Here is a 23,261-nt window from a genome sequence, read left to right as displayed (position 1 = left end):
GTGGTGCAGCGCTCCGACCTGCCGTCCGACTTCGTCTGGGGCGCCGCGACCGCCTCGTACCAGATCGAGGGCGCCGTCGCCGAGGACGGCAAGGGCCCGAGCATCTGGGACGCCTTCGTGCAGCGCCCCGGAGCGATCGCCGACGGCCGCACCGGCGAGCCGGCCGACGACCACTACCACCGCGTCGACGAGGACGTCGCCCTGATGGCCGACCTGGGCCTCGACGCGTACCGGTTCTCGATCGCCTGGCCGCGCATCCAGCCCGACGGCACGGGGCGCGCCCTGGCCGCCGGGCTCGGCTTCTACCGGAGCCTGGTCGAGAAGCTGCTCGCCCGCGGCATCACGCCCTGGGCGACGCTCTACCACTGGGACCTGCCCCAGGCCCTGGAGGAGCGGGGCGGCTGGCTCGAGCGCGACACGGCGCTCCGCTTCGCCGACTACTCCGAGCTCGTCGCTCAGGAGCTCGGCGACGTGGTGTCGCACTGGATCACGCTGAACGAGCCGTGGTGCTCGTCGTTCCTGGGCTACGCGAGCGGGCACCACGCCCCGGGACGGCAGGAGGGGAGCCGCGCCGCGCGCGCCGCCCACCACCTGCTGCTCGGCCACGGTCTCGCCGTGCCGCGCCTGCGCGCCGCGGCTCCCGAGGCCGAGGTCGGCATCACGCTGAACCTCTACTCGGTGCGCCCGGCGAGCGGCAGCGCTGCCGACGCCGACGCCGCCCGCCGGATCGACGGGCTGGGCAACCGCCTCTTCCTCGACCCGGTGCTGCGCGGCGCGTACCCCGCCGACGTCCTCGACGATCTGGGCCAGGCGGAGTGGTTCGCCGAGAACGCGCCCGCGGAGGACCTCGCCGCGATCGCGGCTCCGATCGACTTCCTCGGCATCAACTACTACAGCCGGCACACGGTCGCCGCGGCCGACGCAGCCGTCGTCGATCGGGACGCACCGCCCTCGGCCTACCCCGGCAGCGAGAGCGTCGTCTTCGCCGGCACCGACGCGCCCCGCACCCAGATGGGCTGGGAGATCCACCCCGACGGTCTGCAGGACGTCCTCGCGATGGCGCACGAGCTCGCTCCGGAGCTGCCGCTCTTCATCACCGAGAACGGCTCGGCCTATCCCGACACCGTCGACGAGGACGGGACCGTGCACGATGCGGAGCGCGCCGACTACCTGCGCGCCCACCTCGAGGCGTGCGCGGGCGCCGTGGCCGACGGCCTGCCCCTGCGCGGCTACTTCGTCTGGTCGCTGATGGACAACTTCGAGTGGGCGTGGGGGTACAGCCGCCGCTTCGGGATCGTGCACGTCGACTACGAGACGCAGCAGCGCACGGTGAAGTCGAGCGGCCGGTGGTTCTCGGAGTTCCTGCGGGAGGGGGCGGAGTAGCGTCCCGCGGTCGAGGGGGCTCGCGCTAGTCCCGCTCGCCCGCGCCGTGCGCCAGCAGCACCACGATCCGGCGCAGGTGCAGCGCGACGAGCACTCCCGGCCCGAGTGCGCTGCCCGCCGCCACCGCCCGCTCGTCCACCGCCTGCACCAGCAGGCGCACCGAGCGGGTCGCCTCGGCGAGCAGCCGGTGCGCCTCGGCCGTCCCCGCGCCGTGGCGGTCGACGGCGGCGGCGACCGTCCGCAATGCGTCGCCGAGCGGGCGGCGCAGCTCCTCGTCGAAGCGCAGCGCCCCCGGCCGGTCCCACAGGGTGTCGGCGAGGGCGCTCGTCGCGTCGCGCACATGGAAGAGGACCGTGTCGAGCACGGCCAGCCGGTCGTGATCGGATCGGGAGTCGCGGCGGTGCAGCAGCGCCCGCGGATTGCCCTTGCGGCTCTCGTCGGCCTCGACCAGCGTGCGCCGCACGTCCTCCGAGGTCGCCGCGAGCTCCTCCCCCGTGCTCGCCCACGAGTCGTGCTCGGGCGGCCACGGCTCGTCGAGGGCGGCGGCCGTGTCGCGCAGCACGCCCGCCAGACGCTCCTGGAACTCGTCGACCCGGGCCGCCGCCGCCTCGCTGGTCAGCCCCGGCACCACGATCAGGTTCACGAGGAGTCCCACGACCACTCCGACCGCCATCTGCACGAGGTAGCCGAGCGAGTAGTCCTCGGCGTCCGCTCCTCCGATGATCAGCACGAACAGCGCCGCCATCGGCACGTACTCCTTGCCCGCGCCGAACCAGCCGGTGCCCGAGACGAGCACGCCGAGCCCGACGATGATCGGGATGGTCCACCACGTCGGCCCGACGGTCACGACGACGAGAGTCGCGAGCGCGATCCCCGCTGCGAGCCCGGCGAGCGTCTGGAGGCCCGTGCGCGCCGAGCCCATCAGGGTCGGGTACATGCTCACCAGCGCGCCGAGCGGTGCGTAGTAGGGGTACTCCTCGGCGACGCCGGGCACGTGCGGCGCGAGGGTCCAGGCGACGCCGACCGCGAGCGCGGTCTTCGCGGCGAGGAGGAGGCGCGGCGCGGCCGTCGCCGCTCGCCAGGCTCGGGCTGCTCGGGTGCTGGTCACCAGGGGACCCTACGCGAGGGCCGCGGCGAGGTGGGGGTGAGCATCCGGATGTCCGCGCGACCGGATCCGGGGCGCGCGGTCAGGCGGACGGCGGAGTGCCGCCGCCCCCGCCGCCCATCCCGGTCGCCGCCTGCTGCTCGACGCTGCCCGCGTAGTCGTCCGTCGGGTCGCGGTAGATCGTGTGCACGTGGCCCCAGCCCGAGGTGCTCACCCCGTCGACGTCCGCGCCGGCGGAGCCGTTCTGCGCCTGGAACCCGACGTAGACGTTCGGGCCGGAGATCGAGAAGCTGATGCCGTCGCCCGTGCTCATGTCGTACGTCGTCTCTCCGGACCAGGCGATCACAGTGGTGTCGAGGGTCGCCTCGATCTCGGCGCGGGTGGCCGCGGCGCTCTGCTCGTCGGCCATGCCCGACCAGTTCGCGATCAGGTCGAGCAGCAGCTCGCGCTGCTCGTCGGTGAGGTCGGCGCCGGTGAGGCCCGATCCGGTCGTGAACTCGCAGGTGTCGCCGGGGGCGCACATGGTGACGTCGCCGGCGGTGAGTGCCGCCTGCTGCTCGGCGGTCAGCGAGTCGACGAACGCGAAGGCGTCGGTGTAGATCCCGTCGAAGGCCTGCACCTCGGTGCCGTCGGCGGCGATCCAGTCGGCGGGCTGCACGCCGAGGTGCGTCGGGGCGAAGGTGATCGCGTCGGCCGCGCCGTCGAGGGTGGCGTTGATGCCGAGGTGGTGGCCGCCGAACTGCACCTCGTAGGCGCTCGTGTCGGAGGCGTCGCCGAAGAGCGCGAGGTAGTACTGCCCGAGCGAGTCCTCCGTGGTGCTGCTGTTCTCGACGAGGTACTGATCGCCCGCGATGATGCTCGCGACCGTCGCGAACGCCTCGTCGCTGAGCAGCGCCTCCATCACCTGGAGGGCGGCGACCTGCTGCTCCGGAGTGAGGTCGGCGAGGTTCAGACCCGCTCGCTCGACGAACGTGACGGGGAAGTTCGACCACGACGTGGTCTTCGTCTCGTCGTCGTAGTCGTACGTGACCGCTTCACGCTGCTCGTCCGAGAGCGTCGCGAGGAACGCCTCGACCGCGGCGGTCGTGTCCGCGATCGTCTCGGCGGTGGTCGTGGCGGTCGAGCTCGTGACCTGCGTCGCCGAGTCGGCCACGGTGGAGGCGGCCAGAGAGGAAGTAGTAGATGAAGAAGAAGGGGCGGCACTCGTGTTCTGCGTCGCGCAGCCGGCCAGGAGGAGCCCGCTCACGAGGAGCATGCTCGTCCCCAGCAGGAGTCTCGATCGTCGCGGGCGCGGGGTGGGGTCCGTGGTCATCATGGGACGACCGTAGGCAGCCCGCTTCTCCCGACCCTTTCGGAATCCTCTGAGCCCCCGATGAGCGTCCCGCCCTCGCGAGTTGCCCGAGAAGGCTCGTTCTCGCTTACAAGAACGGACCTTTGCGGGCAACTCGACTCGCACTCGTCCGGGCGGATCAGCTCTCGACGACGGGCAGCTCCGCGCTGGCCACGACGTCGCCGCCGGCCGCGACGATCTCGACGGCGGCCACCGACTCGCGCGGCACCGCCGCGTTCATCTCGCAGTCGATCTCGACCGCACTGCCCAGGAACGAGCCCGACGGCAGCCGCTCCCCCGACTCCGTGACCAGCACCAGGTCGTAGCTCTCGCCCACCGCGAAGCCGCTCGCCCGCAGCACCGTCTCGGTCCCCCAGGTGTGCGCGATCACGGAGCCCTCGACGTCCACCGCCGCCGACTCCTCGAAGGCGATCGTCTCGACGGCGCCGAGGGTCCCCGGAGGTCCGGCGACGGGCCGCTCGCCCGTGCCCTGGAGCAGCGTCGCGCCGAGCGCGCCGACGGCGACCGACGCCGCGACGGCTCCGACAGCGAGCGCGAGGCGACCGCGCCGGGGCCGCGCGGGGGCCTCCTCCTCCTCGATGCGCAGCACGCGCGAGCGGAGCGCGGCCGACGCCTCGCCGCCCTCCCACCCGCCGAGAGCCGCGAGGCGGTCGACGACGACGCCGAACGCCGCCAACTCGCGGTCGACGGTCGGGTCCTCGGAGCGAAGACGGTCGAACTCGACCGCCTCCTCGGCCGAGAGCTCGCCGGCCAGAGCCGCGGCGATCAGCTCCTCGCGGCGTCCGCCGGGGTGCTCGGTGCCTGTCATGGTCGCTCCTGGTCGGTGGGGTCGGCCTCCGCGAGGTGGGTGCGGAGTGCTCGGAGAGCGTAGAAAGCGCGGGTGCGCAGCGTCGCGACCGGCACGCCGGTGGCCTGCGAGAGATCGGAGTAGCTCTCGCCGCGGAGATGGATCGCGACCACGACGGCGCGGTGCTGCTCCGTGAGCCGCGCGAGCGCCTCCGCCATCGCGAGCGGTTCGAGGGGGTCGCGCTCGTCGCCCGGGACCTCCTCGAGGACCTCCGCCTCGACGAGGCGGGGCAGGCGCTGCAGCGATCGGTGCACGTCGATCACGACGTTGCGGGCGATCGCGAACAGCCACGTGCGCAGGCTCGCCCGCTCGGCGGAGTAGCCGGCGCGCGACCGCCACGCGCGGAGGAACGTCTCCTGCACGCAGTCCTCCGCGAGCTGGCGGTCACGCAGCGCGTTCACCGCGAAGCCGAGCAGGGCACCGCCGTGCTCGTCGTACGCGGCTGCGAGGTCGAAACCGGCCCCGGGATGCAGCGGAGCGACCGGGGCGGGGTCGCGAGGGAGCCTCGTCACCGCGGGCTCCTCCCGTCGTCGCATCGCCGTCGCCGTCATCGGCACCTCCCCGATCGTGGGCCGATCGGCCCGTCGAGAGGAGTACGTCCGCGCGGGACGCCCCGTTCATCCGGAGGCGGATCCCGAGTCTATGAAGAACTTCTCAGAAGCGGATGAACGCGGAGCACCCCGCGTCCGTACACCCCTGCATCGGGCCCACCCGGTCGCCCGCGAACGAAAGGCTCCACCATGACGAAGACGTCCGCCACCCGGAACCGCCTGCTCGCCCTGGGCGGCATCACCGCCGTCACCGCCGCCTCGCTCCTCGCCGCCGCGCCCGCCCACGCCGAGACGGAGGTGGCCGCGCCGTCGAGCTTCACCAGCGCGTTCACCGTCATGGCCACGCCCGACCAGGTCGTCAACGCCGACTCCGTAGCGACCCCCGGCGAGGCGGGAGCCGCCGGCGAGATGACCTTCCGGGTCAACAGCGACCTCGAGATCATCTGCTACGACATCACCCTGACCGGCGTCACCGGCGAGTACCAGAGCCCGGCCAAGACCGCGACGCACATCCACCAGGCCGCGCTCGGGAAGTCCGGCCCCCCGCGGATCGCGTTCCCGAACCCCTCGCCGGTGGGCGACGGACCGCGCACCAGCTCGGGCTGCCTGCAGGGCCCGTTCACGACGGGCGTGCAGGCGAACGGCGCCGACACCGGCGCCGGCTTCTCGTTGAAGGCGCTCGAGGCCGACCCCGCCGGCTTCACCGGTGACGCGCACACCGCGTCCTTCGCCGCCGGCGTCGTGCGCGGCCAGCTCTCGCAGGTGCCCGTCGGCGGCCTGCAGACCGGTGGCGGCGCGACCGCGGCCGGCCCCGACGCCGGAGTGATCGGAGTCGCGGGCATCGGCGCCCTCGCCGCGCTCGGCGCTCTCGGGGTCGTCGTCGCCCGCCGACGCACCGCCTCCTGACTGTGGGCACTCGACTGAGGAGCGGTGCGGTCCTCTGCGCGGCGCTGCTCCTCAGCGGGTGCGCCGCGTCCGCGCCTCCCGCGTCCGAGGCGGCGGGAGCGGCGCCTCCCGCGGTCGCGTCCCCGCGCGCGACGACAGAGCCGGCGGCGGCCGCTCCGACGGCGACCACGCCGACCCCGTCTTCCCCGGCGACACCGCCCCCGACGGACTCGGCGCCGGTGGCGCCCGCTCCGGTCACGGCCGCCCCGACCCCCGTCCTGGGCGTCGGCGTCGAGCCCGCGCGCCTCTCCGTGCCCGCGATGGGCCTCGACGAGGCGCTGATCCCGCTGGGGATCGCGGCGGACGGGACGATGGAGGTGCCCGTCGACTACGACGACGTCGGCTGGTTCTCGGGCGGTGGCCGTCCGGGCGGGACCGGCCGCACGGTGATCGCCGCGCACGTCGACTCCCGCTCGGGCCCGGCCGTCTTCTTCCGCCTGGGCGAGCTCGGCGTCGACGACGAGATCGAGCTCACCGGAGTCGACGGCTCGCTGCACCGCTACCGGGTGACCGCGACCGAGGCGCACCCGAAGGCCGCCTTCCCCACCGCCGCCGTCTTCGGAGGCACCCTCGAGGACGAGGTCGTGCTCGTCACCTGCGCCGGCGACTACGACACGGCCATCGGCCGCTACGAGGACAACCTCGTCGTCTTCGCCTCCCGCCTCTGACGCTTCCCGACGGCCCTCCTCGACGGATCGACGACGAGCGCCACCCATCCGGCGAGAACGGCCGCCCCTCGCTCGGCCGTGCGGCCGTTCGCGACGGATCGGACACGACCCGCGGCCGAGCCGGTTGGACACCGGAACCGTCGTGCGCCACACTCGTCGGAGTCACGAGACCCGGACCCGTCTCGATCCGGAACCCGGCGACCGCGGAACACCGCGTCGCAGGGAGCGGGACGGCCCCCGGGTCGAGCAGGCGTTTCGGGTACGCCGCTCTTCCCCCGCCGTCCTCACGGGTGGGGTCGTCCAGGGTCGGCCCCACCCCTCTTCGCTCAGCGGCTCAGCGGCTCAGCGGCTCAGCGAGCCAGCGAGCCAGCGGCTCAGCGAGCCAGCCGAGCACCCCCTCACCCGCGCCGCGCGAACGCCCCGAGGCTGTACCCGAGCAGCAGCGCCGCCATCACGACTCCGGACGCCACCGCCATCGCCTCCGCCGCACCCGTCAGCAGCCCGATCCCGCCGAGCACGACCAGCAGCCCGCCCAGCAGCGCGAACATCTTCTCGTGGAACGCCCACGAGAAGGGCAGGAAGTGCAGACCCACGACCAGCGCGATGAGGGCGGGCCGCAGCGAACCGGCACCCGTCTCCTCCAGCAGCCGCGTGCCGACCGCGATGAGCGCCAGCTCGCCGACGACGCAGGCGAGGTAGACGGCGATGCCCACTCGTGTCGGAGGTGCGAAGCGGCCGAGGCCGCGCGGCCGGACGAACAGGAACCAGAGCGTTGCCGCGATCAGCGCAACGGCCCCGACCCTGACCACCAGCGCCGCAGCGCCGGAGGACGTGTACGAGAAGACGAACACCGCGGCTCCGGCCAGCCCGATCAGCGCACCGGTGCGGCGAGGATCGGCGAACCGGGGCGGGGCGGGAGCATCGTCGGTCATCGGGCGAGCCTCTCAGACGAGCACCGCGAGCGGTAGGCCGGGCTCCGCCGGCGACGCGACTCCCCTCGCCGACGACCGCGTCCCCGCACCCCTCCTGCCTGCGCGAGGATCGTCCCCGTGACCGCCTCGATCGAGTGCACGACCCGCTCCTCCCTCTCTCCCGCCGAGATGTTCGACCGCGCGCGGGACATCGGCCTGCACACCGCCTCGCAGTCCGCGGCCGACGAGCGCGCGGTGGCCGGAGTCGTCACCGGCCTGATCGGTCTCGGCGAGGAGGTGACGTGGCGGGCCCGCCACTTCGGTGCGCCGCTCCTCCTCACCAGCCGGATCACCGCGTTCGACGCCCCGCACCGCTTCGTCGACGAGCAGGTCCGCGGCCCGTTCGCCCGATTCCGGCACGAGCACCTCTTCGAGGCCGACGGCACCGGCTCCGTCATGATCGACCGTCTCGAGTACGCGGCTCCGCTCGGCCCGCTCGGCGGCATCGCGGAGCGCCTCGTCGTGACCCGGCACCTCCGCCGGCTGCTGCAGGCGCGCGGCGCCTTCCTCGCCGACCCCTGAAGCCGGGCCCGGTCCCATGAGAGCGCGCCCTGAAAGGGGGTCCGCCCCTCCGGTCCCCTTCACAGCGGCTGACTATGCTTGTGCCACCCACGACCGGCGAGTCCGTGCCGATCCGCGGGTTCGCGACCTCGACGCCCGGGGACCGGAGGGGGTGCACATGGCCGACCGGCCCAATCTGCGGCACGTCGCCGCCGTCGCCGGCGTCTCGCACATGACGGTGTCCCGCGTGCTGAGCGGTCATCCCAACATCAAGGAGTCGACCCGGCAGCGGGTCCTCGAGGCGGTCGACGAGCTCAACTACCGGCCCAACATCGCGGCCCGCTCTCTGGTCACGCAGCGTACCGACCGCATCGGCGTGATGGTCGAGAGCGGAGCCGAGTTCGGGCCCTCGAGCACGCTGCGGGCGATCGAGCGCGCGGCCCGCGAGAAGGGCTACTCGATCACGTCGGTCGCCCTGCGCGACGACCACGACATGACTCCGGTCGACGCGATCAACCACCTCACGGGCCTCGGGATCGACGCTCTCTGCGTCATCGCCCCGCGCTCCTCCTCGGTCGCGACCCTGCGCACCGTCGAGATCGGAGTGCCGACCCTCGTCGTCAAGTCCGACAAGGACCCCACCTTCCTCACCGTCTCGGTCGACCAGCAGGCGGGCATGGCGCAGGCCGTCGACCACCTCGCGGCGCTCGGCCACCGCGACGTGCTCCACATGTCCGGCCCGCTCGACTGGCTCGACGCCCGGGCCCGCGAGCGCGCCTTCCACGCGCGGGCGAAGGCGTGGGGCATGCACGAGCGGCCCATCGTGGTCGGCGACTGGACCCCCGACTCCGGCTACGACTTCGCGACCAGCCTGCGCTCGGTGCCCGACTTCACCGCGATGGTGGTCGCCAACGACGAGATGGCGCTCGGAGTGATCCACGGACTCGTCGAGCGCGGCATCCGCGTGCCCGAGGACGTGAGCATCATCGGCTTCGACGACCTGCCCACCGCGCGGCACTTCCTGCCGCCGCTCACCACGGTGAAGCAGGACTTCGACAAGCTCGGCTCGACCGTCGCCGAAGTGATCCACGCACGGATCCGCGGCCAGGAGATCCCGCAGCGCACGCGGATCCCCACGGAGCTGATCGTGAGGGAGTCGACGGCCGCTCCCCGGTCGTGATCCTTCCGGGACCTTCCCGGCCCCCGCGCTCGCGTATCATCGGCGGCACCCATTGGCGTGAGACATCTGCTCGCGCGCGACACGAACCGAGGGCGGCACGTGGCAGTTCAGTCGAGGACGACGGAGCGCTCCGCCGTCCCCGTCGTCGAGATGACGGGCATCACGGTCTCGTTCGCCTCGGGCCGCGCCCTCGAGGACGTCGGCTTCCGCCTGTTCCCCGGTGAGATCCACGGCCTGATGGGCGAGAACGGCGCGGGCAAGTCGACGCTGATCAAGACGCTCACCGGCATCCACCGCCCCGACGCCGGAGTGATCACCGTGGACGGCGTGGAGCGCAGCTTCTCGGGGCCCGCCGACGCCAAGTCCGCCGGCATCTCGGCCGTGTTCCAGGACGAGCGGCTGACCGACAACCTCAGCATCGGCGAGAACATGATGCTCGGGCAGGAGGTCCGCGGACGCTTCGGCATCTCGTGGTCGCGCACCCATCAGCGCGCGGCCGAGATGCTCGGCGAGCTCGGTCTGGGCGACCTCGATCCGCGCCTGCCGCTGCGCTCGCTCTCTCCGGCGATCCGCCAGCTGGTCGCGATCAGCCGCGCGATGGTCGATCATCCGCGCGTGCTCGTGCTCGACGAGCCCACCTCGAGCCTCGACCTCGGCGACGTCGCCCGCCTCTTCGCCGTGCTGCGGCGCCTGCGCGACTCCGGCGTCGCGATCCTCTTCGTCTCGCACTTCCTCGAGCAGGTCCTGACCCTCAGCGACCGCCTCACGGTGCTGCGCGACGGCGGCACCGTCGGCGAGTACCCCGCCCGGAGCATGGACCGCGCGGAGCTGATCGCGAAGATGATCGGCAAGGACATCGACGCGCTGCGGCAGATCGGCTCCGACCGCCGCGAGCACCGCCGCCAGCCCACGGGGCCCCCGATCTACCGGGCGTTCGGCCTCGGCCGGCGCGGAGCCGTCGCCCCGACCGACCTGGAGCTGCACCGCGGCGAGATCGTGGGCTTCGCGGGTCTGCGCGGCTCCGGGCGCACCGAGCTGGCCTCCCTCCTGAGCGGCGTGGATCGCGCCGACTCGGGCCGCGTGCTGATCGACGGCGAGCCCGCGCAGATCACCGACCCGGGCTCGGGCCTGCGGAACCGGATCGCGCACTCGAGCGAGAACCGCCGCGAGGACGGGATCATCGGCGACCTCTCCCTCCGCGACAACCTCGTGCTGGGCCTTCAGGCGCTGCGCGGCTGGGCGCACCCGCTCTCGGCGGCCGAGGCCGACGACCTGGTCTCCACGTACATCGAGGCGCTGAACATCACTCCGGCCGACCCGGACATCCCCGTGAAGTACCTCTCGGGCGGCAACCAGCAGAAGGTCGTGCTCGCGCGCTGGCTCGCGACCCGCCCCCGGCTGCTCGTGCTGGACGAGCCGGCGCGCGGGATCGACGTGGCCGCGAAGGTCGAGATCCAGGCGCACGTCTCGCAGCTCGCCAAGGAGGGCGTCTCGGTCGTCTACATCTCCTCGGAGCTCGAGGAGGTGGTGCGCCTCAGCGACCGCATCGTCGTGTTCAAGGACCGCGAGAAGATCGGCGAGGTCAGCAACGGCCCGTGGCTGACGGTCGACACGATCGTCGAGATGATCGCCGCGGACGCGGATCCGGACGCCGACGAGGACGACACCGACCCGTTATAAACCGGTCATTGCACCGCCAAGATTGTTCACGGTAACATTCGGAACAGGACGCGCTCCCGTCGTGTCCACGAGCACTGCAATCACCGCATCTCAGGGCCCCTGGGCCCCATTCCCCGGGTCTTCGGACCCACCCCATCCCGGGCGCTCCTCAGCGCGCCCGCGGTCTCAAGGAGGAGACACATGTCCACGAAGAGGCGTATCGGCCAGTTCCTGGGTTTCGCAGCGGTCGGAGCGATGGCCTTCGGCCTCGCAGGCTGCTCCGGAGGCGACTCGGAAGCAGGCGCCGGCGGCGAGGGCGACCTGACCACCATCGGATTCGTGGCCGTCGGCCCCGAGGGCGCGTGGCGCCAGGCGAACGAGACCAACATCGAGGACACGTTCACCGAGGAGGCCGGCTACGAGCTCAAGTATGCCCCCGCCACGAACGGCGACCAGAAGTCGCAGATCGACTCCTTCACCTCGTTCGTCGACGAGGGCGTCGACATCATCCTGCTCTCGGCCACCGAGGGCTCCGGCTGGGAGGACTCGCTCGAGCGCGCCCAGGAGGCCGAGATCCCGGTCATCCTGATCGACCGCGGCATCGAGCCGGACAACACCGACCTCTACGTCACCCGCATCGCGCCCGACAACATCGCGGTCAGCACCTCGGTCGCCGACTGGGCCACGACCACGTTCCCCGACGGAGCGAACTACTTCACGCTCGAGGGCCCCGCGGGCGTCTCGGTCGTCAACGAGCGCAACGAGGGCTGGGACGAGGTCATCGGAGCCGACTCGAAGTTCGTCAAGCTCGGCGCGCAGACCGCCAACTGGTCGACCGAAGAGGCGAAGAGCGTCTTCGAGACCGTGCTGAAGTCGAACAACAACGACGTCCAGCTCGTGTTCGCCCAGAACGACGAGATGGGCCTCGGAGCCGTCCAGGCCGTCCAGGAGGCCGGCCTCACCCCCGGCACCGACGTCAAGATCGCCACGATCGACGGCACCAAGAACGCGCTGCAGGCCCTCGCCGACGGTGAACTCAGCTTCGTCGCCGAGTACAACCCGCTGTTCGGCGAGACCGCCCTCGACGCCGTCGAGAAGACGCTCGCCGGCGAGACCGTCGAGTCCTCGATCGTCGTCCCGAGCGAGACCTTCGACTCGCCCGAGGTGGCCGCCGAGGTCCTCCCCGACCGCAAGTTCTAGTCGGAACGGTCCAGTCGGAACCGTCTGATCGGACCCACCGGGAGGCGTCGCAGGTCGGCGCCTCCCGGGAGGCAGCACCACCAGGGCTCGCGCCCACCCCTGCGGACGACGCGGGGCCCGGACGATCTCCGGGCCCCGCGTCTCCGTCCCACGGCGTCACCGCTCCGGTCCGCCCCGCTCGAGAACGGAAGGACGCGACATGACAGCTTCGCCTCCGATCGTCGAGATGAAGAACATCTCGATCAGCTTCCCCGGTGTCAAAGCGCTCGACGGCGTCGACTTCCGCCTCTTCCCGGGCGAGGTCCACACGCTCATGGGCGAGAACGGCGCCGGCAAGTCCACGCTCATCAAGGCCCTGACCGGCGTCTACCGCATCGACAGCGGAGAGATCCTCGTCGCGGGCTCGCCCAAGCGCCTCTCCGGCACCGCCGATGCGCAGGCAGCCGGCATCTCCACCGTGTACCAGGAGGTGAACCTGGTCACGAACCTCTCCATCGGCGAGAACGTGATGCTCGGCTACGAGGTCCGCGGCCCCTTCGGCATCAACTGGAAGGCCACCCACGCGGCGGCCAAGGTCGCCCTGGCCAAGCTCGGGCTCGACCACCTCAACACCCGCCAGTCGCTCTCGTCGCTCTCGATCGCGATGCAGCAGCTGGTCGCGATCAGCCGCTCGACGGTGAGCGACTCGAAGGTCCTGATCCTCGACGAGCCGACCTCGAGCCTGGACGCGAACGAGGTCGAGAACCTCTTCGTCGTCATCCGGCGGCTGCGCGCGGAGGGCGTCGCGATCCTCTTCGTCTCGCACTTCCTCGACCAGGTCTACGCGATCAGCGACCGGCTCACGGTGCTGCGCAACGGCACGTACATCGGCGAGTACCTCACTCCCGACCTGGACCGCACCTCGCTCATCTCGAAGATGATCGGCAAGGACATCGCGGCGCTGCGCTCCCTCGACTCCGAGCGGGAGAACAGCGACCACCTCTACCGCGATGCGCCGCTCTACTCGGCCAAGGGCCTCGGCCGGAAGGGCTCGATCGAGCCCACCGACATCACGCTGCACCGCGGTGAGGTCGTCGGCTTCGCCGGCCTCCTGGGCTCCGGCCGCACCGAGCTGGCCCGCCTGATCTACGGCGTCGACAAGCCCGAGACGGGCGAGATCACGCTGCACGGCAAGAAGGTCGACGTGCCCACGCCCACCGCCGGGCTCGCGCACAAGATCGCCTTCGCGAGCGAGAACCGCCGCGACGAGGGCATCATCCGCGACCTCTCCATCCGCGAGAACCTGATCCTCGCGGTGCAGGCCAAGCGCGGCTGGGCCCGCCCCCTCTCCAAGAAGGAGAAGGACGAGATCGTCGACAAGTACCTCGTCGAGCTCAACGTGCGCCCCGCCGACCCGGACCGCCCGATCAGCAAGCTCTCCGGAGGCAACCAGCAGAAGGTCCTCCTGGGCCGCTGGCTCGCCACGCACCCCGAGATCCTGATCCTCGACGAGCCCACCCGCGGCATCGACGTCGGCGCGAAGGCCGAGATCCAGGAGAAGGTCGTCGCCCTCGCCGGCGAAGGCGTCGCCGTGATCTTCATCTCGTCCGAGCTCGACGAGGTGGTCCGCCTCAGCGATCGCATCATCGTGCTCAAGGACCACCGCGTCATCGCCGAGATCCTCAACGGACCCGCGGTGACAGCGGAGTCCATCGTCACTACCATCGCCGCAGAGGGAGTCGTCGACGAGGACGTCGTCGTCCTCGAAGGCGCCACGCAGGAGGCCGCATCATGAGCAGCGACACCCGAACCGGGAGGACCTCGCTCCTCACCGGCCTGATCCGGCGGCAGTGGTTCTGGGGAGCGGTCGCGATCGTCCTCCTCCTGCTGATCAACGTGGTCAAGGACCCCGGATACCTCTCGGTCTCCATGAGCCCGACGACCGGCTACCTCGTCGGCAACGTGATCGACATCGCGCGCGCAGCGGCTCCGATCCTGATGATCGCCGTCGGCATGTGCCTCGTCGTGGCGACCGGAGGAATCGACCTCTCGGTCGGCTCGATCATGGTCGTCGCCGGCGCCGTCTCGATGGAGTTCCTGAACGCCCAGGGCGCTCCCGACTCCCTCGGCGCCGCCGCGGCCGCCTTCGGCCTCGCCCTGCTGGTCAGCGCGGTGCTCGGAGCGGTCAACGGCGTGCTCGTGTCGGTGGTGGGCCTGCAGCCCTTCATCAGCACCCTCGTCGTCATGCTCGCCGGCCGCGGACTCGCGAAGGTGATCACCGGCGGCCAGAACACGGCCGCCACCAACGAGCCGTTCCGCTGGCTCGCCAACGGCTACGTCTTCGGCCTCCCGGTCGTCTTCCTCCTCGCCATCGCCATCGTCGTCGCGGTCGGCCTCCTGGTCCGCCGCAGCGCGCTGGGCCTGATGATCGAGGCCATCGGCATGGACGCCAAGGCCGCCCGCCTCGCGGGCATCAACCGCCGCGGCCTCCTCCTCACCGCCTACATCAGCAGCGGCGTGCTGGCCGGAGTCGCGGGCGTCTTCGCCACCGCGAGCGTCATGACCGTCGACACCTCCCGCACCGGGTACCAGCTCGAGCTCGACGCGATCCTCGCGGTCGTCATCGGCGGCACCTCGCTCGCGGGCGGCAAGTTCAACATCGCCGGCGCCGCGGTCGGAGCGATCCTGATCGCGACCCTCGACAAGACCGTGGTCTTCCTCGGCGTCTCCTCCTCCGCGACGCCCGCCTTCAAGGCGATCGTGATCGTCGCTCTCTGCCTCCTGCAGTCCGAGCGCGTCCGCTCCGCCTTCTCCCACCGTCGCGAAGCGCGTCGTCGCGCCCCGCAGAAAGAGGCGATCCCCGCATGAGCGCCCTGCTGACCCGCTCCGCCCCTCCGGCGAGCTCCGAGCGCACGAGCGCCCGCTCCTTCTTCAGCCAGCACCTCGACAAGCTGCCCACCGTGGCGGCCCTGGTGATCTTCGTCGGCATGCTCGTCTACGGCGAGGCGGCCTACGGCCGGATCCTGCAGGCCAGCACGCTGTCGAACCTCCTGGTCAACAACGCGCACCTGATCATCCTGGCCGTCGGGCTCACCTTCGTGATCCTGACCGGCGGCATCGACCTCTCGGTCGGCGCGGTGATCGCCTTCAGCAGCGTCAGCGGCGTGCTGCTGATCAACGCGGGCTGGAACCCCTGGCTCGTCATGGTCCTGATGGTCGTCATCGGATCGGCCTTCGGCCTGATCTCGGGCATCCTCATCCAGTACTTCGACGTGCAGCCGTTCATCGCGACGCTCGCCATGATGTTCCTCGCCCGGGGCCTCGCCTCGATGCTGAGCACGGTGCCCGAGCGCCTCCCCGAGGACTCGGCGGTCACCTCGCTCGCGACGCCGATCAAGCTGATCGACGGCCCGAAGGTCAACGACTTCGTGATCAGCCCCGGCGTGATCATCGCCCTGCTCGTGGTCGCCGGAGCGTTCTTCGTCCTGCACCGCACCCGCATCGGCCGCACGGTCTATGCGATGGGCGGCTCCGAGCAGTCGGCGGCCCTGATGGGCCTCCCGGTGCTCCGGACGAAGCTCTTCATCTACGTGATCAGCGGCACGCTCGCCGGTCTGGCCGGCGTCGTCTACACGGCCCGCCTCGGCAGCGCGCAGAACATCACGGGCACCGGATGGGAGCTCGACGCGATCGCGGCGACCGTCATCGGCGGCACGCTGCTCACCGGCGGGGTGGGCTTCGTGCTCGGCTCGGTCGTCGGCGCCCTGGTCCTGGGCCTGATGAACGTGCTGATCACCCGCGACGGCGGCATCCCCCCGGAGGCCACCACGATCATCACCGGCGGCATCCTGCTCGTCTTCGTCCTCCTGCAGCGCGCGGTCATGTCGCGCAGCAGGACCTAGCGGGCGCCCCTCCGACGCTCGCTGCGACGGCACCTCCGCGCCCCTGCCCGGGCGCGGGGGTGCCGTTCGAGCATCCGGTGATCGAGTGCGATCGATACCGCCGGAGCCCTTCACGTTGACGTGAACATCGTGTTACCGTGAACACGCCGAGAGTCTCGGCACCCCCCCCTCCCTCAGCAATGGTGCCGATCCAGGAGCAAGCGCGATGAAGCCCTACCTACGACCCCTCGTCCTGGCGACAGCCGCGGCGTTGGCCCTCCCCCTCCTCTCCGCGATGCCGGCCCAGGCCGCCGCGAACCCCGAGAACCTCGTGCTGCGCTACCAGCTGAACGAGACCAGCGGCACTGTCGCTGTCGACAGCTCGGGGAAGAACCGCAACGGCACGCTCGTCGGAGGTGCGAAGACCGGCGGCGACGCGGGCGTCGTCCTCGACGGCACCGACGACGCCGTGAAGCTGCCCGACAACATCCTCGCCGGGCTGAACTCGATCACCGTGAGCACCGAGGTGCTGGTGCGGCCCGAGCAGTCCGGCAACTACTTCGTCTACGGACTCGGCACCGCCGCGACCAGCAACTCCGGCGCCGGCTACCTCGCCACCCTCGCCGACAACCGCTACCGCACGACGATCACGCCCAGCAACTGGCAGGGCGAGCAGAACGCCGAGACCACGTCCCCGCTCCCCCGCGGTGTCTGGAAGACCCTCACCTACACGCTGGACGACGCGAGCGACACCGCCCGCCTCTACCTCGACGGCACCCAGGTCGCGGTGCAGACCGGCGTCACCACGAAACCCTCCGCGATCGGCGGCGGCACCACCACCTCCAACTTCATCGGCCGCTCCAACTACGCCGCCGACAAGACGCTCGCCGGCAGCGTGCGCGACTTCCGCATCTACGACAACGCGCTCACGGCCGCCGAGGTGACCGCCCTGCAGCCGACCGCGGCGACGAAGGCCACCCGCGACGCGTCCGCGCTGTCGCTCGGCGACCTCTCGGCCGTCCAAGCGAACCTCGCGCTGCCCGCGACCGGTGCCAACGGCTCCGCGATCACGTGGGCCTCGAGCGCTCCGCAGACGATCTCGACCAGCGGAGTCGTCACGCGGCCCGCCGCGTCGGCCGGCAACGCGACCGTCACGCTCACCGCCACGATCACGAGCGGCTCCGAGACCCGCACCAAGGCCTTCACCGCCACGGTCCTCTCGATGGCCGGCGACCAGCAGATCGTCGACGCGGCCGCCGCCGGCCTCTCGATCCCGGACCTCACCGATGTCCGCGGCAACATCACGATCCCCGCGGCTCCCGCCGGCACCTCGATCAGCTGGACCTCCAGCGACCCCGCGGTCGTCTCGACCGCCGGAGTCGTCACGCGCCAGTCCGCCGACCGCACCGTGACGCTCCGCGCCACCGTGACCAAGAACTCCGCCACCGCCACTCGCGAGCTCGTCGCCACCGTGCGCGCCGCGAAGCAGCTCGCTCCGCTCGAGGGCTACGCGTTCGCCTACTTCACCGGCAACAGCATCGAGGGCGAGAACATCTTCCTGGCCGCGAGCAAGGGCAACAACGCCCTCGCCTGGGACGAGCTCAACGGCGGTCAGCCCGTGCTGACCTCGACCTTCGGCGAGAAGGGCCTGCGCGACCCGTTCCTCATCCGCTCCCCCGAGGGCGACACGTTCTACCTGATCGCCACCGACCTCTCCATCGGACGCGACGGGAACTGGGACCGCTCGCAGCGCCAGGGCAGCCGCTACCTCGAGGTCTGGGAGTCGCACGACCTCGTGAACTGGTCCGAGCAGCGCCACGTGCTGGTCTCGCCCGAGACCGCCGGCAACACCTGGGCGCCCGAGGCGCACTGGGACGCCAGCATCGGCGCCTACGTCGTCTACTGGGCCTCGAAGCTCTACGCCGAGAACGACCCGAACCACACCGGCAACGTGAACAACGTGATGATGTACGCCACCACCCGCGACTTCACGACGTTCTCCACTCCGCAGGTCTGGCAGGACACCTCGCGCATCGACTCCACCGTGATCGAGCAGAACGGCACCTTCCACCGCTTCACGAAGGACGAGGGCGCGAGCGGCACCGGCTGCTCCGACATCATCCAGGAGAAGTCGACGCAGCTCCGCGCGCCGCTGACCGGCTGGACCACCGTCGACAGCTGCATCGGCCGCGACGCCGGAACCGGCGCCGTCGAGGGCCCCACCGCCTTCGCCGCGAACCCGGGCGACGTGAACGGCCAGACGAACTACCTCTTCGTCGACGAGTACGGCGGACGCGGCTACATCCCGCTGAAGACGGCCGACCTCAACGCGCCGAACTGGCAGGTCGCCTCGAACTACGACCTCCCCGCGAGCCCGCGCCACGGCACGGTCCTCCCGGTGACCGCCACCGAGCTCGCCGCCTTGCGCGCCGCCGAGCCGGCCGGCCCGACTCCGGTGACCGCGAACGCCGCCGGTGAGATCCTGCGCTACTCCTTCGACAACGGCTCGGGCACGACGCTCGAGGACGTGTCGGGCAACGACCGCGACGCGACGATCGTCGGCGGCGCCACCTGGCAGTCCGGCGCCCTCGCGTTCGACGGCAACGACGACCACGTCGACCTGCCGGACGACGTGCTGACCGGAGTCGAGGACATCACCGTCGAGGCCGAGGTCAAGATCGACCCGACCCAGGGCACGCCGTACTTCCTCTACGGACTCGGCAACTCGTCGAACAACGCCGGCAACGGCTACCTGTTCACCACTGGCGACTCGTACCGCACGAGCATCGCCTCCGGGAACTGGCAGACCGAGCAGACCGCCGGGACCGGATCGAACCTCCCCCGCGGCCAGTGGGCGAAGCTCACCTACACGCTCTCGGGCGGCACCGCGACGATCTACCTGAACGGCGCGAAGGTCGCCACGAAGACCGGAGTCACCACGACGCCGGCCGACCTGGGTGGCGGACGCACCGCGGCCAACTACCTCGGCCGCTCGCTGTACGGCGGCGACAAGCTGTTCAAGGGCGAGTACCGCGAGTTCGCGCTCTGGAACCGCGCTCTCAGCGAGAGCGAGGTGCTGACCCGCTCCGGGTCGGCCGACCAGATCGCCGGAGTCACGCTCACCGCACCCGACGTGCTGAAGGTCGCTCCGCTCGTCGACTCGACCGCCCGCACCGTCACCTTCGCGGTGAAGCCCGGCACCGACCGCTCGAAGCTGGCCCCCGTGTTCGCCACGGCGACCGGCACGACCTCCTCCCCCGCCTCCGGCACCGTCCGGGACCTGCGTACGCCGGTCACGTACACGCTCACGGCAGCGGGTGGAGCCACCGCCACCTGGACGATGAAGGCCGTCGAGATGAAGAGCCCGGTGATCCCCGGTCTCTACGCCGACCCGAACATCGTCGCGTTCGGCGACACCTTCTACATCTACGCGACGTCCGACGGGTTCCCGGGCTGGGGCGGCAAGACGTTCTACGTCTGGTCCTCCAAGAACCTCGTCGACTGGACGCGCTCGGCGCAGCCGATCCTCACCCTCGACGGCCAGAACGGGAACGTCCCCTGGGCGACCGGCAACGCGTGGGCGCCGACGATCATCGAGAAGGGCGGGAAGTACTACTTCTACTTCTCGGGCCACAACGCCTCGCTGGACCGCAAGACGATCGGAGTGGCCGTCGCCGACAGCCCCGCCGGTCCGTTCACGGCGCAGCCGACCGCGATGATCACCAACGGCGAATCCGTCACCTCGGGTCAGGCCATCGACCCGGCCGCGTTCACCGACCCCGCCACCGGCAAGAGCTACCTCTTCTGGGGCAACGGGGCGCCCGTCTACGGCGAGCTGTCCGACGACATGCTCTCGATCAAGGCCGGCACCATCAAGCGGATGAGCGGACTGACCGACTACCGCGAGGGCAGCTTCGTCAACTACCGCCAGGGGCTGTACCACCTGACGTACTCGATCGACGACACCGGCTCCGAGAACTACAAGGTCGGCTACGCCACCTCGACCAGCGTCGACGGCCCGTGGACCTACCGCGGCGTCCTCCTCGAGAAGAACCCGTCGCTGGGGATCCTCGCGACCGGCCACAACTCGATCGTCAACGTCCCCGGCACCGACGACTGGTACATCGCGTACCACCGGTTCGCGATGCCCGGTGGAGACGGCCAGCACCGCGAGACCACGATCGACCGCGTCACCTTCGACTCGGCGACCGGGCTCATGCAGAAGGTCGTCCCGACCCTCGAGAGCGTCGCACCGCAGACCATCACCGACCCGGCGCCGCTGCGTGCGACGATCACCGGTGCGGCGACGGTCGGCACGACGCTGACCGCGACCGCCTCGACTCCCTGGACCGCCACGGCGTACCAGTGGAAGCGCGGCGGAGTGGACATCGCCGGCGCGACCGCGTCGACGTACGTCCTGACCGCGGCCGACCGCGGCACGGTGGTCTCGGTGACGGTGTCGGCGACGAAGCCCGGATGGTCCCCCGCCACGGCGACGGCGCAGACCGCCGCGGTGGCCGGGACGACCGGTATCGTCGGCGCGACTACCACGACCAGCACCCGCTGCGTCGCCGGCAAGCCGGTGATCACGGTCACCGCGAAGAACCCGAACGCCTTCCCGGTCAAGATGACGGTCACCTCGTCCGCCGGCTCGAAGACCTTCGCAGAGGTCGGCGCCGGCAAGACGGTGACCGCGGCCTTCACCGCCCGCACGGCGAGCATCGCCGCCGGCGAGGTCACCACGACCTCGACCGCCTTCGTGGCGAACCGTCCCGCGACGGCGACCACCACGACCCCCACCTCCGCGATCAGCTGCGGCTGACCTCGGTTACCATCCGACACACAGAACCGCGGCGGCGACGGCGCCGCCGCGGAGAACGGAGAACACCCGCAATGAACACCCGAACGATCGTCTCCCGCGGAGTGGCCGGCCTCGCCGGCGGCTTCCTCCTCCTCGGCGTCGCCGGCACCGCGATGGCCGCCGAGCTCGACTCCAACGACGTCGACGTCAACGTCGAGATCACCGAGCTGCCCGGAGGCGGCACGCTGTCGATGACCGTCGCCGGCGACTCCACCGAGCTGACCGAGGAGGGCTCGACGTCCGTCATCCGCCAGTTCACGGGCACCCTGCCCACCGTGACCGTCGCCGACACCCGCGACCCCGAGGACATCCCCGCCGAGGCCGGCTGGTACGTCGTCGGATCCGCGTCCGACTTCACCAACACCGCCGGAGACGTCATCCCCGCCGGCAACCTCGGCTGGCAGCCTCGCGTGATCGAGGGCGGCGACACCGGTCTGGTAGCCGAGGGCGACCGCGTCGAGACGATCATCGACGAGGGTGACGACGCCGTCGGCCTCGTCGACCAGGAGCTCCTGGCCCTCACCAACCAGTCGGCCGAGGTCGCTCCCACCGGCCCCTTCACCGCGAACGCGGACCTCTTCCTGAGGACCGCCCCCACGGTCGAGGCCGGCGACTACTCGTCGACCCTCACCCTGTCGCTCTTCGAGTGACGCCGGGGGGCTCCGGCCTCCCGCACCCTTCGACGCGGTCGAGCAGCCACTGCTCGGCCGCGTCGCCCTTTCCCCGACCGTGGCATCCTGGACACCTCATGACCGATCAGCGACGATCCTCCCGCCGGCCGCGAGCCGCCCTCCGCACCCTCCTCGCCCTCGCGGTCGCCGCGGTGGCCGCGTCCGCGGCACCTCCCGCGCTCGCCGACGACACGGCCGGGCAGATCTCGTGGGCGATGCGCCCCGCCGCAGACGGCGCTCCCGACAAGCGCTCGTGGATCGAGCTCGATCTCGATCCCGGCGCCGAGGCGCAGGAGGAGGCCGCGGTCAGCAACCTCAGCACGCAGCCCGTGACCTTCCGCATCACCGCGGCCGACGGCTACTTCACCGACACCGGCCGCTTCAACATGCTCTCCTCCTCCGAGGAGTCGGTCGAGGCCGGCACCTGGATCGACGCTCCCGAGAGCGTCACCGTCGACCCCGGCGCCACGGCGATCGTGCCCTTCACGGTGACGGTCCCGGAGGACGCGGAGCCGGGCGACCACGCCGCCGGCATCGCCGCGTCCGTCCTCTCGGTCGGCTCCGAGGCGGGCGGTGCCGCCGTGGGCGTCGAGAGCCGCATCGGCTTCCGCGTGATGACCCGCGTGTCCGGCGACGTCTCTCCGGGAGTCGCGGTCGAGAACGTGCAGAGCGACTACCGCCTCTCCTGGAACCCGCTGCGTCCCGGCTCCGTGACCGTGGACGCCGAGGTGGTCAACACCGGCAACGTGCGCCTGCTGCTGGACGGCACGGTCAGCGCGCAGGGCGCCTCCGCGGCGCTCATCCCCGAGGACGCCACCGCGCAGGAGCTGCTGCCCGGCGACCGCCGCGCGGTGTCGGTGGCCCTCGACGACGTCTGGCCGCTGTTCTCGGTGCCGGTGGACTTCACCGTGTCGCCGACCGTCGTCACCCCGTCGGAGGAGCAGATCGAGGTCGCTCCGGTCTCGGAGTCGTCCTCGGTGACCGCGATCCCGCTGCCGCAGCTGCTGGCCCTGCTCGGCATCGCGCTGATCCTCTTCGCCCTCTTCGCCGGGCGCATCCGCTCGCGCCGCCGCATCGAGCGGCTCGTGCGCGAGGCCAAGGAGGAAGGACTGCGCGAGGGCGCCCGCACGGGCGTCTGATCCGCAGGAGGCACGGCATGAGCACCGAGGACGACGCCCGCCGGATCGCCCTGGCGCTGCCGGAGGTGCACGAGCGGACCTCGTACGGGACGCCCGCCTGGGCCGTCGGGCGGACCGTCTTCGCCCGGCTGCTCGAGCGGCCGGGCGAGCTGCTGTGCTGGTGCGCCGACCTCGCCGAGCGCGAGGCGCTGTTGCACCGCGACCCGGAGGCGTTCACGACGACTCCGCACTACGACGGGCACGCGAGCGTGATCGTGCGGCTGGAGCAGGTGTCGGCGGAGGAGCTCGAGCAGGTGCTGCACGAGGCCTGGCGGGCGCGCGCTCCGAAGCGGTTGCTCGGCGACGACTGACGCGGCGCATCCCTCCCAG

General features: G+C 71.5%; 19 protein-coding genes. 14 read left to right on the top strand and 5 right to left on the bottom strand.

Annotated elements, in window-relative coordinates:
* Complete coding sequence (locus ASF48_RS02085; protein ID WP_055785645.1) at positions 1–1,383, top strand: GH1 family beta-glucosidase; 1,383 nt, start codon at positions 1–3, stop codon at positions 1,381–1,383.
* A 25-nt stretch (positions 1,384–1,408) separates the two neighbouring features.
* On the opposite strand, the gene ASF48_RS02080 is transcribed toward ASF48_RS02085, so the two are convergent.
* The 4 genes from ASF48_RS02080 to ASF48_RS02065 all read right to left on the bottom strand — a co-directional run bounded on the left by ASF48_RS02080 (position 1,409) and on the right by ASF48_RS02065 (position 5,198).
* On the bottom strand, positions 1,409–2,491 hold the full coding sequence (locus tag ASF48_RS02080) for an aromatic acid exporter family protein (protein ID WP_235577169.1): 1,083 nt from the start codon (positions 2,489–2,491) through the stop codon (positions 1,409–1,411).
* Positions 2,492–2,570: 79 nt separating this feature from the next.
* A complete protein-coding gene (locus tag ASF48_RS02075) occupies positions 2,571–3,803 on the bottom strand; it encodes a DUF3500 domain-containing protein (protein ID WP_055785639.1) in 1,233 nt (410 codons plus the stop codon).
* A 154-nt stretch (positions 3,804–3,957) separates the two neighbouring features.
* Complete coding sequence (locus ASF48_RS02070; RefSeq protein WP_055785636.1) at positions 3,958–4,647, bottom strand: hypothetical protein; 690 nt, start codon at positions 4,645–4,647, stop codon at positions 3,958–3,960.
* The gene (locus ASF48_RS02065; RefSeq protein WP_235577168.1) at positions 4,644–5,198 is read right to left on the bottom strand and encodes a sigma-70 family RNA polymerase sigma factor; all 555 of its coding nucleotides are present in this window, start codon (positions 5,196–5,198) and stop codon (positions 4,644–4,646) included. The genes ASF48_RS02070 and ASF48_RS02065 overlap by 4 nt, the downstream gene beginning before the upstream one ends.
* A gap of 228 nt (positions 5,199–5,426) precedes the next feature.
* Between ASF48_RS02065 and ASF48_RS02060 the strand changes: the two genes are divergently transcribed.
* Positions 5,427–6,143, top strand: a complete 717-nt coding sequence (locus ASF48_RS02060; protein ID WP_055785632.1) for a CHRD domain-containing protein — start codon at positions 5,427–5,429, stop codon at positions 6,141–6,143.
* Between the two features lie 218 nt (positions 6,144–6,361).
* Positions 6,362–6,850 carry a class F sortase gene (locus ASF48_RS18835; RefSeq protein WP_230672475.1) on the top strand — a complete coding sequence of 163 codons (489 nt, stop codon included), beginning with the start codon at positions 6,362–6,364 and terminating at the stop codon, positions 6,848–6,850.
* 398 nt (positions 6,851–7,248) lie between these two features.
* Here ASF48_RS18835 and ASF48_RS02050 read toward each other — a convergent pair whose 3' ends face one another.
* Complete coding sequence (locus ASF48_RS02050) at positions 7,249–7,782, bottom strand: DUF7010 family protein (protein ID WP_055785628.1); 534 nt, start codon at positions 7,780–7,782, stop codon at positions 7,249–7,251.
* A 117-nt stretch (positions 7,783–7,899) separates the two neighbouring features.
* Here ASF48_RS02050 and ASF48_RS02045 point away from each other — a divergent pair, with 117 nt between their 5' ends.
* The 11 genes from ASF48_RS02045 (at position 7,900) to ASF48_RS01995 (ending at position 23,242) form a co-directional block, all read left to right on the top strand.
* Positions 7,900–8,343, top strand: a complete 444-nt coding sequence (locus ASF48_RS02045) for an SRPBCC family protein (protein WP_200930950.1) — start codon at positions 7,900–7,902, stop codon at positions 8,341–8,343.
* Between the two features lie 157 nt (positions 8,344–8,500).
* A complete protein-coding gene (locus ASF48_RS02040) occupies positions 8,501–9,502 on the top strand; it encodes a LacI family DNA-binding transcriptional regulator (protein WP_055785626.1) in 1,002 nt (333 codons plus the stop codon).
* A 150-nt stretch (positions 9,503–9,652) separates the two neighbouring features.
* Positions 9,653–11,182 carry a sugar ABC transporter ATP-binding protein gene (locus tag ASF48_RS02035; protein ID WP_055788768.1) on the top strand — a complete coding sequence of 510 codons (1,530 nt, stop codon included), beginning with the start codon at positions 9,653–9,655 and terminating at the stop codon, positions 11,180–11,182.
* 180 nt (positions 11,183–11,362) lie between these two features.
* On the top strand, positions 11,363–12,361 hold the full coding sequence (locus tag ASF48_RS02030; RefSeq protein ID WP_055785623.1) for an ABC transporter substrate-binding protein: 999 nt from the start codon (positions 11,363–11,365) through the stop codon (positions 12,359–12,361).
* A gap of 199 nt (positions 12,362–12,560) precedes the next feature.
* A complete protein-coding gene (locus ASF48_RS02025) occupies positions 12,561–14,135 on the top strand; it encodes a sugar ABC transporter ATP-binding protein (protein ID WP_055785620.1) in 1,575 nt (524 codons plus the stop codon).
* Entirely contained in the window at positions 14,132–15,208 is a 1,077-nt protein-coding gene (locus ASF48_RS02020; RefSeq protein WP_055785615.1) for an ABC transporter permease, read from the top strand. The genes ASF48_RS02025 and ASF48_RS02020 overlap by 4 nt, the downstream gene beginning before the upstream one ends.
* A complete protein-coding gene (locus tag ASF48_RS02015) occupies positions 15,205–16,242 on the top strand; it encodes an ABC transporter permease subunit (protein ID WP_055785612.1) in 1,038 nt (345 codons plus the stop codon). Before ASF48_RS02020 ends, ASF48_RS02015 begins: the two co-directional genes overlap by 4 nt.
* Positions 16,243–16,447: 205 nt before the next feature.
* The gene (locus ASF48_RS02010) at positions 16,448–21,043 is read left to right on the top strand and encodes a family 43 glycosylhydrolase (protein ID WP_055785609.1); all 4,596 of its coding nucleotides are present in this window, start codon (positions 16,448–16,450) and stop codon (positions 21,041–21,043) included.
* A gap of 71 nt (positions 21,044–21,114) precedes the next feature.
* Positions 21,115–21,732, top strand: a complete 618-nt coding sequence (locus ASF48_RS02005) for a hypothetical protein (RefSeq protein ID WP_055785604.1) — start codon at positions 21,115–21,117, stop codon at positions 21,730–21,732.
* 98 nt (positions 21,733–21,830) lie between these two features.
* Positions 21,831–22,892 carry a WxL protein peptidoglycan domain-containing protein gene (locus ASF48_RS02000; protein WP_055785602.1) on the top strand — a complete coding sequence of 354 codons (1,062 nt, stop codon included), beginning with the start codon at positions 21,831–21,833 and terminating at the stop codon, positions 22,890–22,892.
* Positions 22,893–22,909: 17 nt separating this feature from the next.
* Entirely contained in the window at positions 22,910–23,242 is a 333-nt protein-coding gene (locus tag ASF48_RS01995) for an MmcQ/YjbR family DNA-binding protein (protein ID WP_055785599.1), read from the top strand.
* The last annotated feature ends 19 nt before the right edge of the window (positions 23,243–23,261 follow it).

The organism is Rathayibacter sp. Leaf299, assembly GCF_001423055.1.
Classification (GTDB): Bacteria; Actinomycetota; Actinomycetes; order Actinomycetales; family Microbacteriaceae; genus Rathayibacter; species Rathayibacter caricis.
The sequence above is the reverse complement of the archived record's forward strand: the minus strand, read 5'-3'. Positions and strand labels throughout refer to the sequence as shown.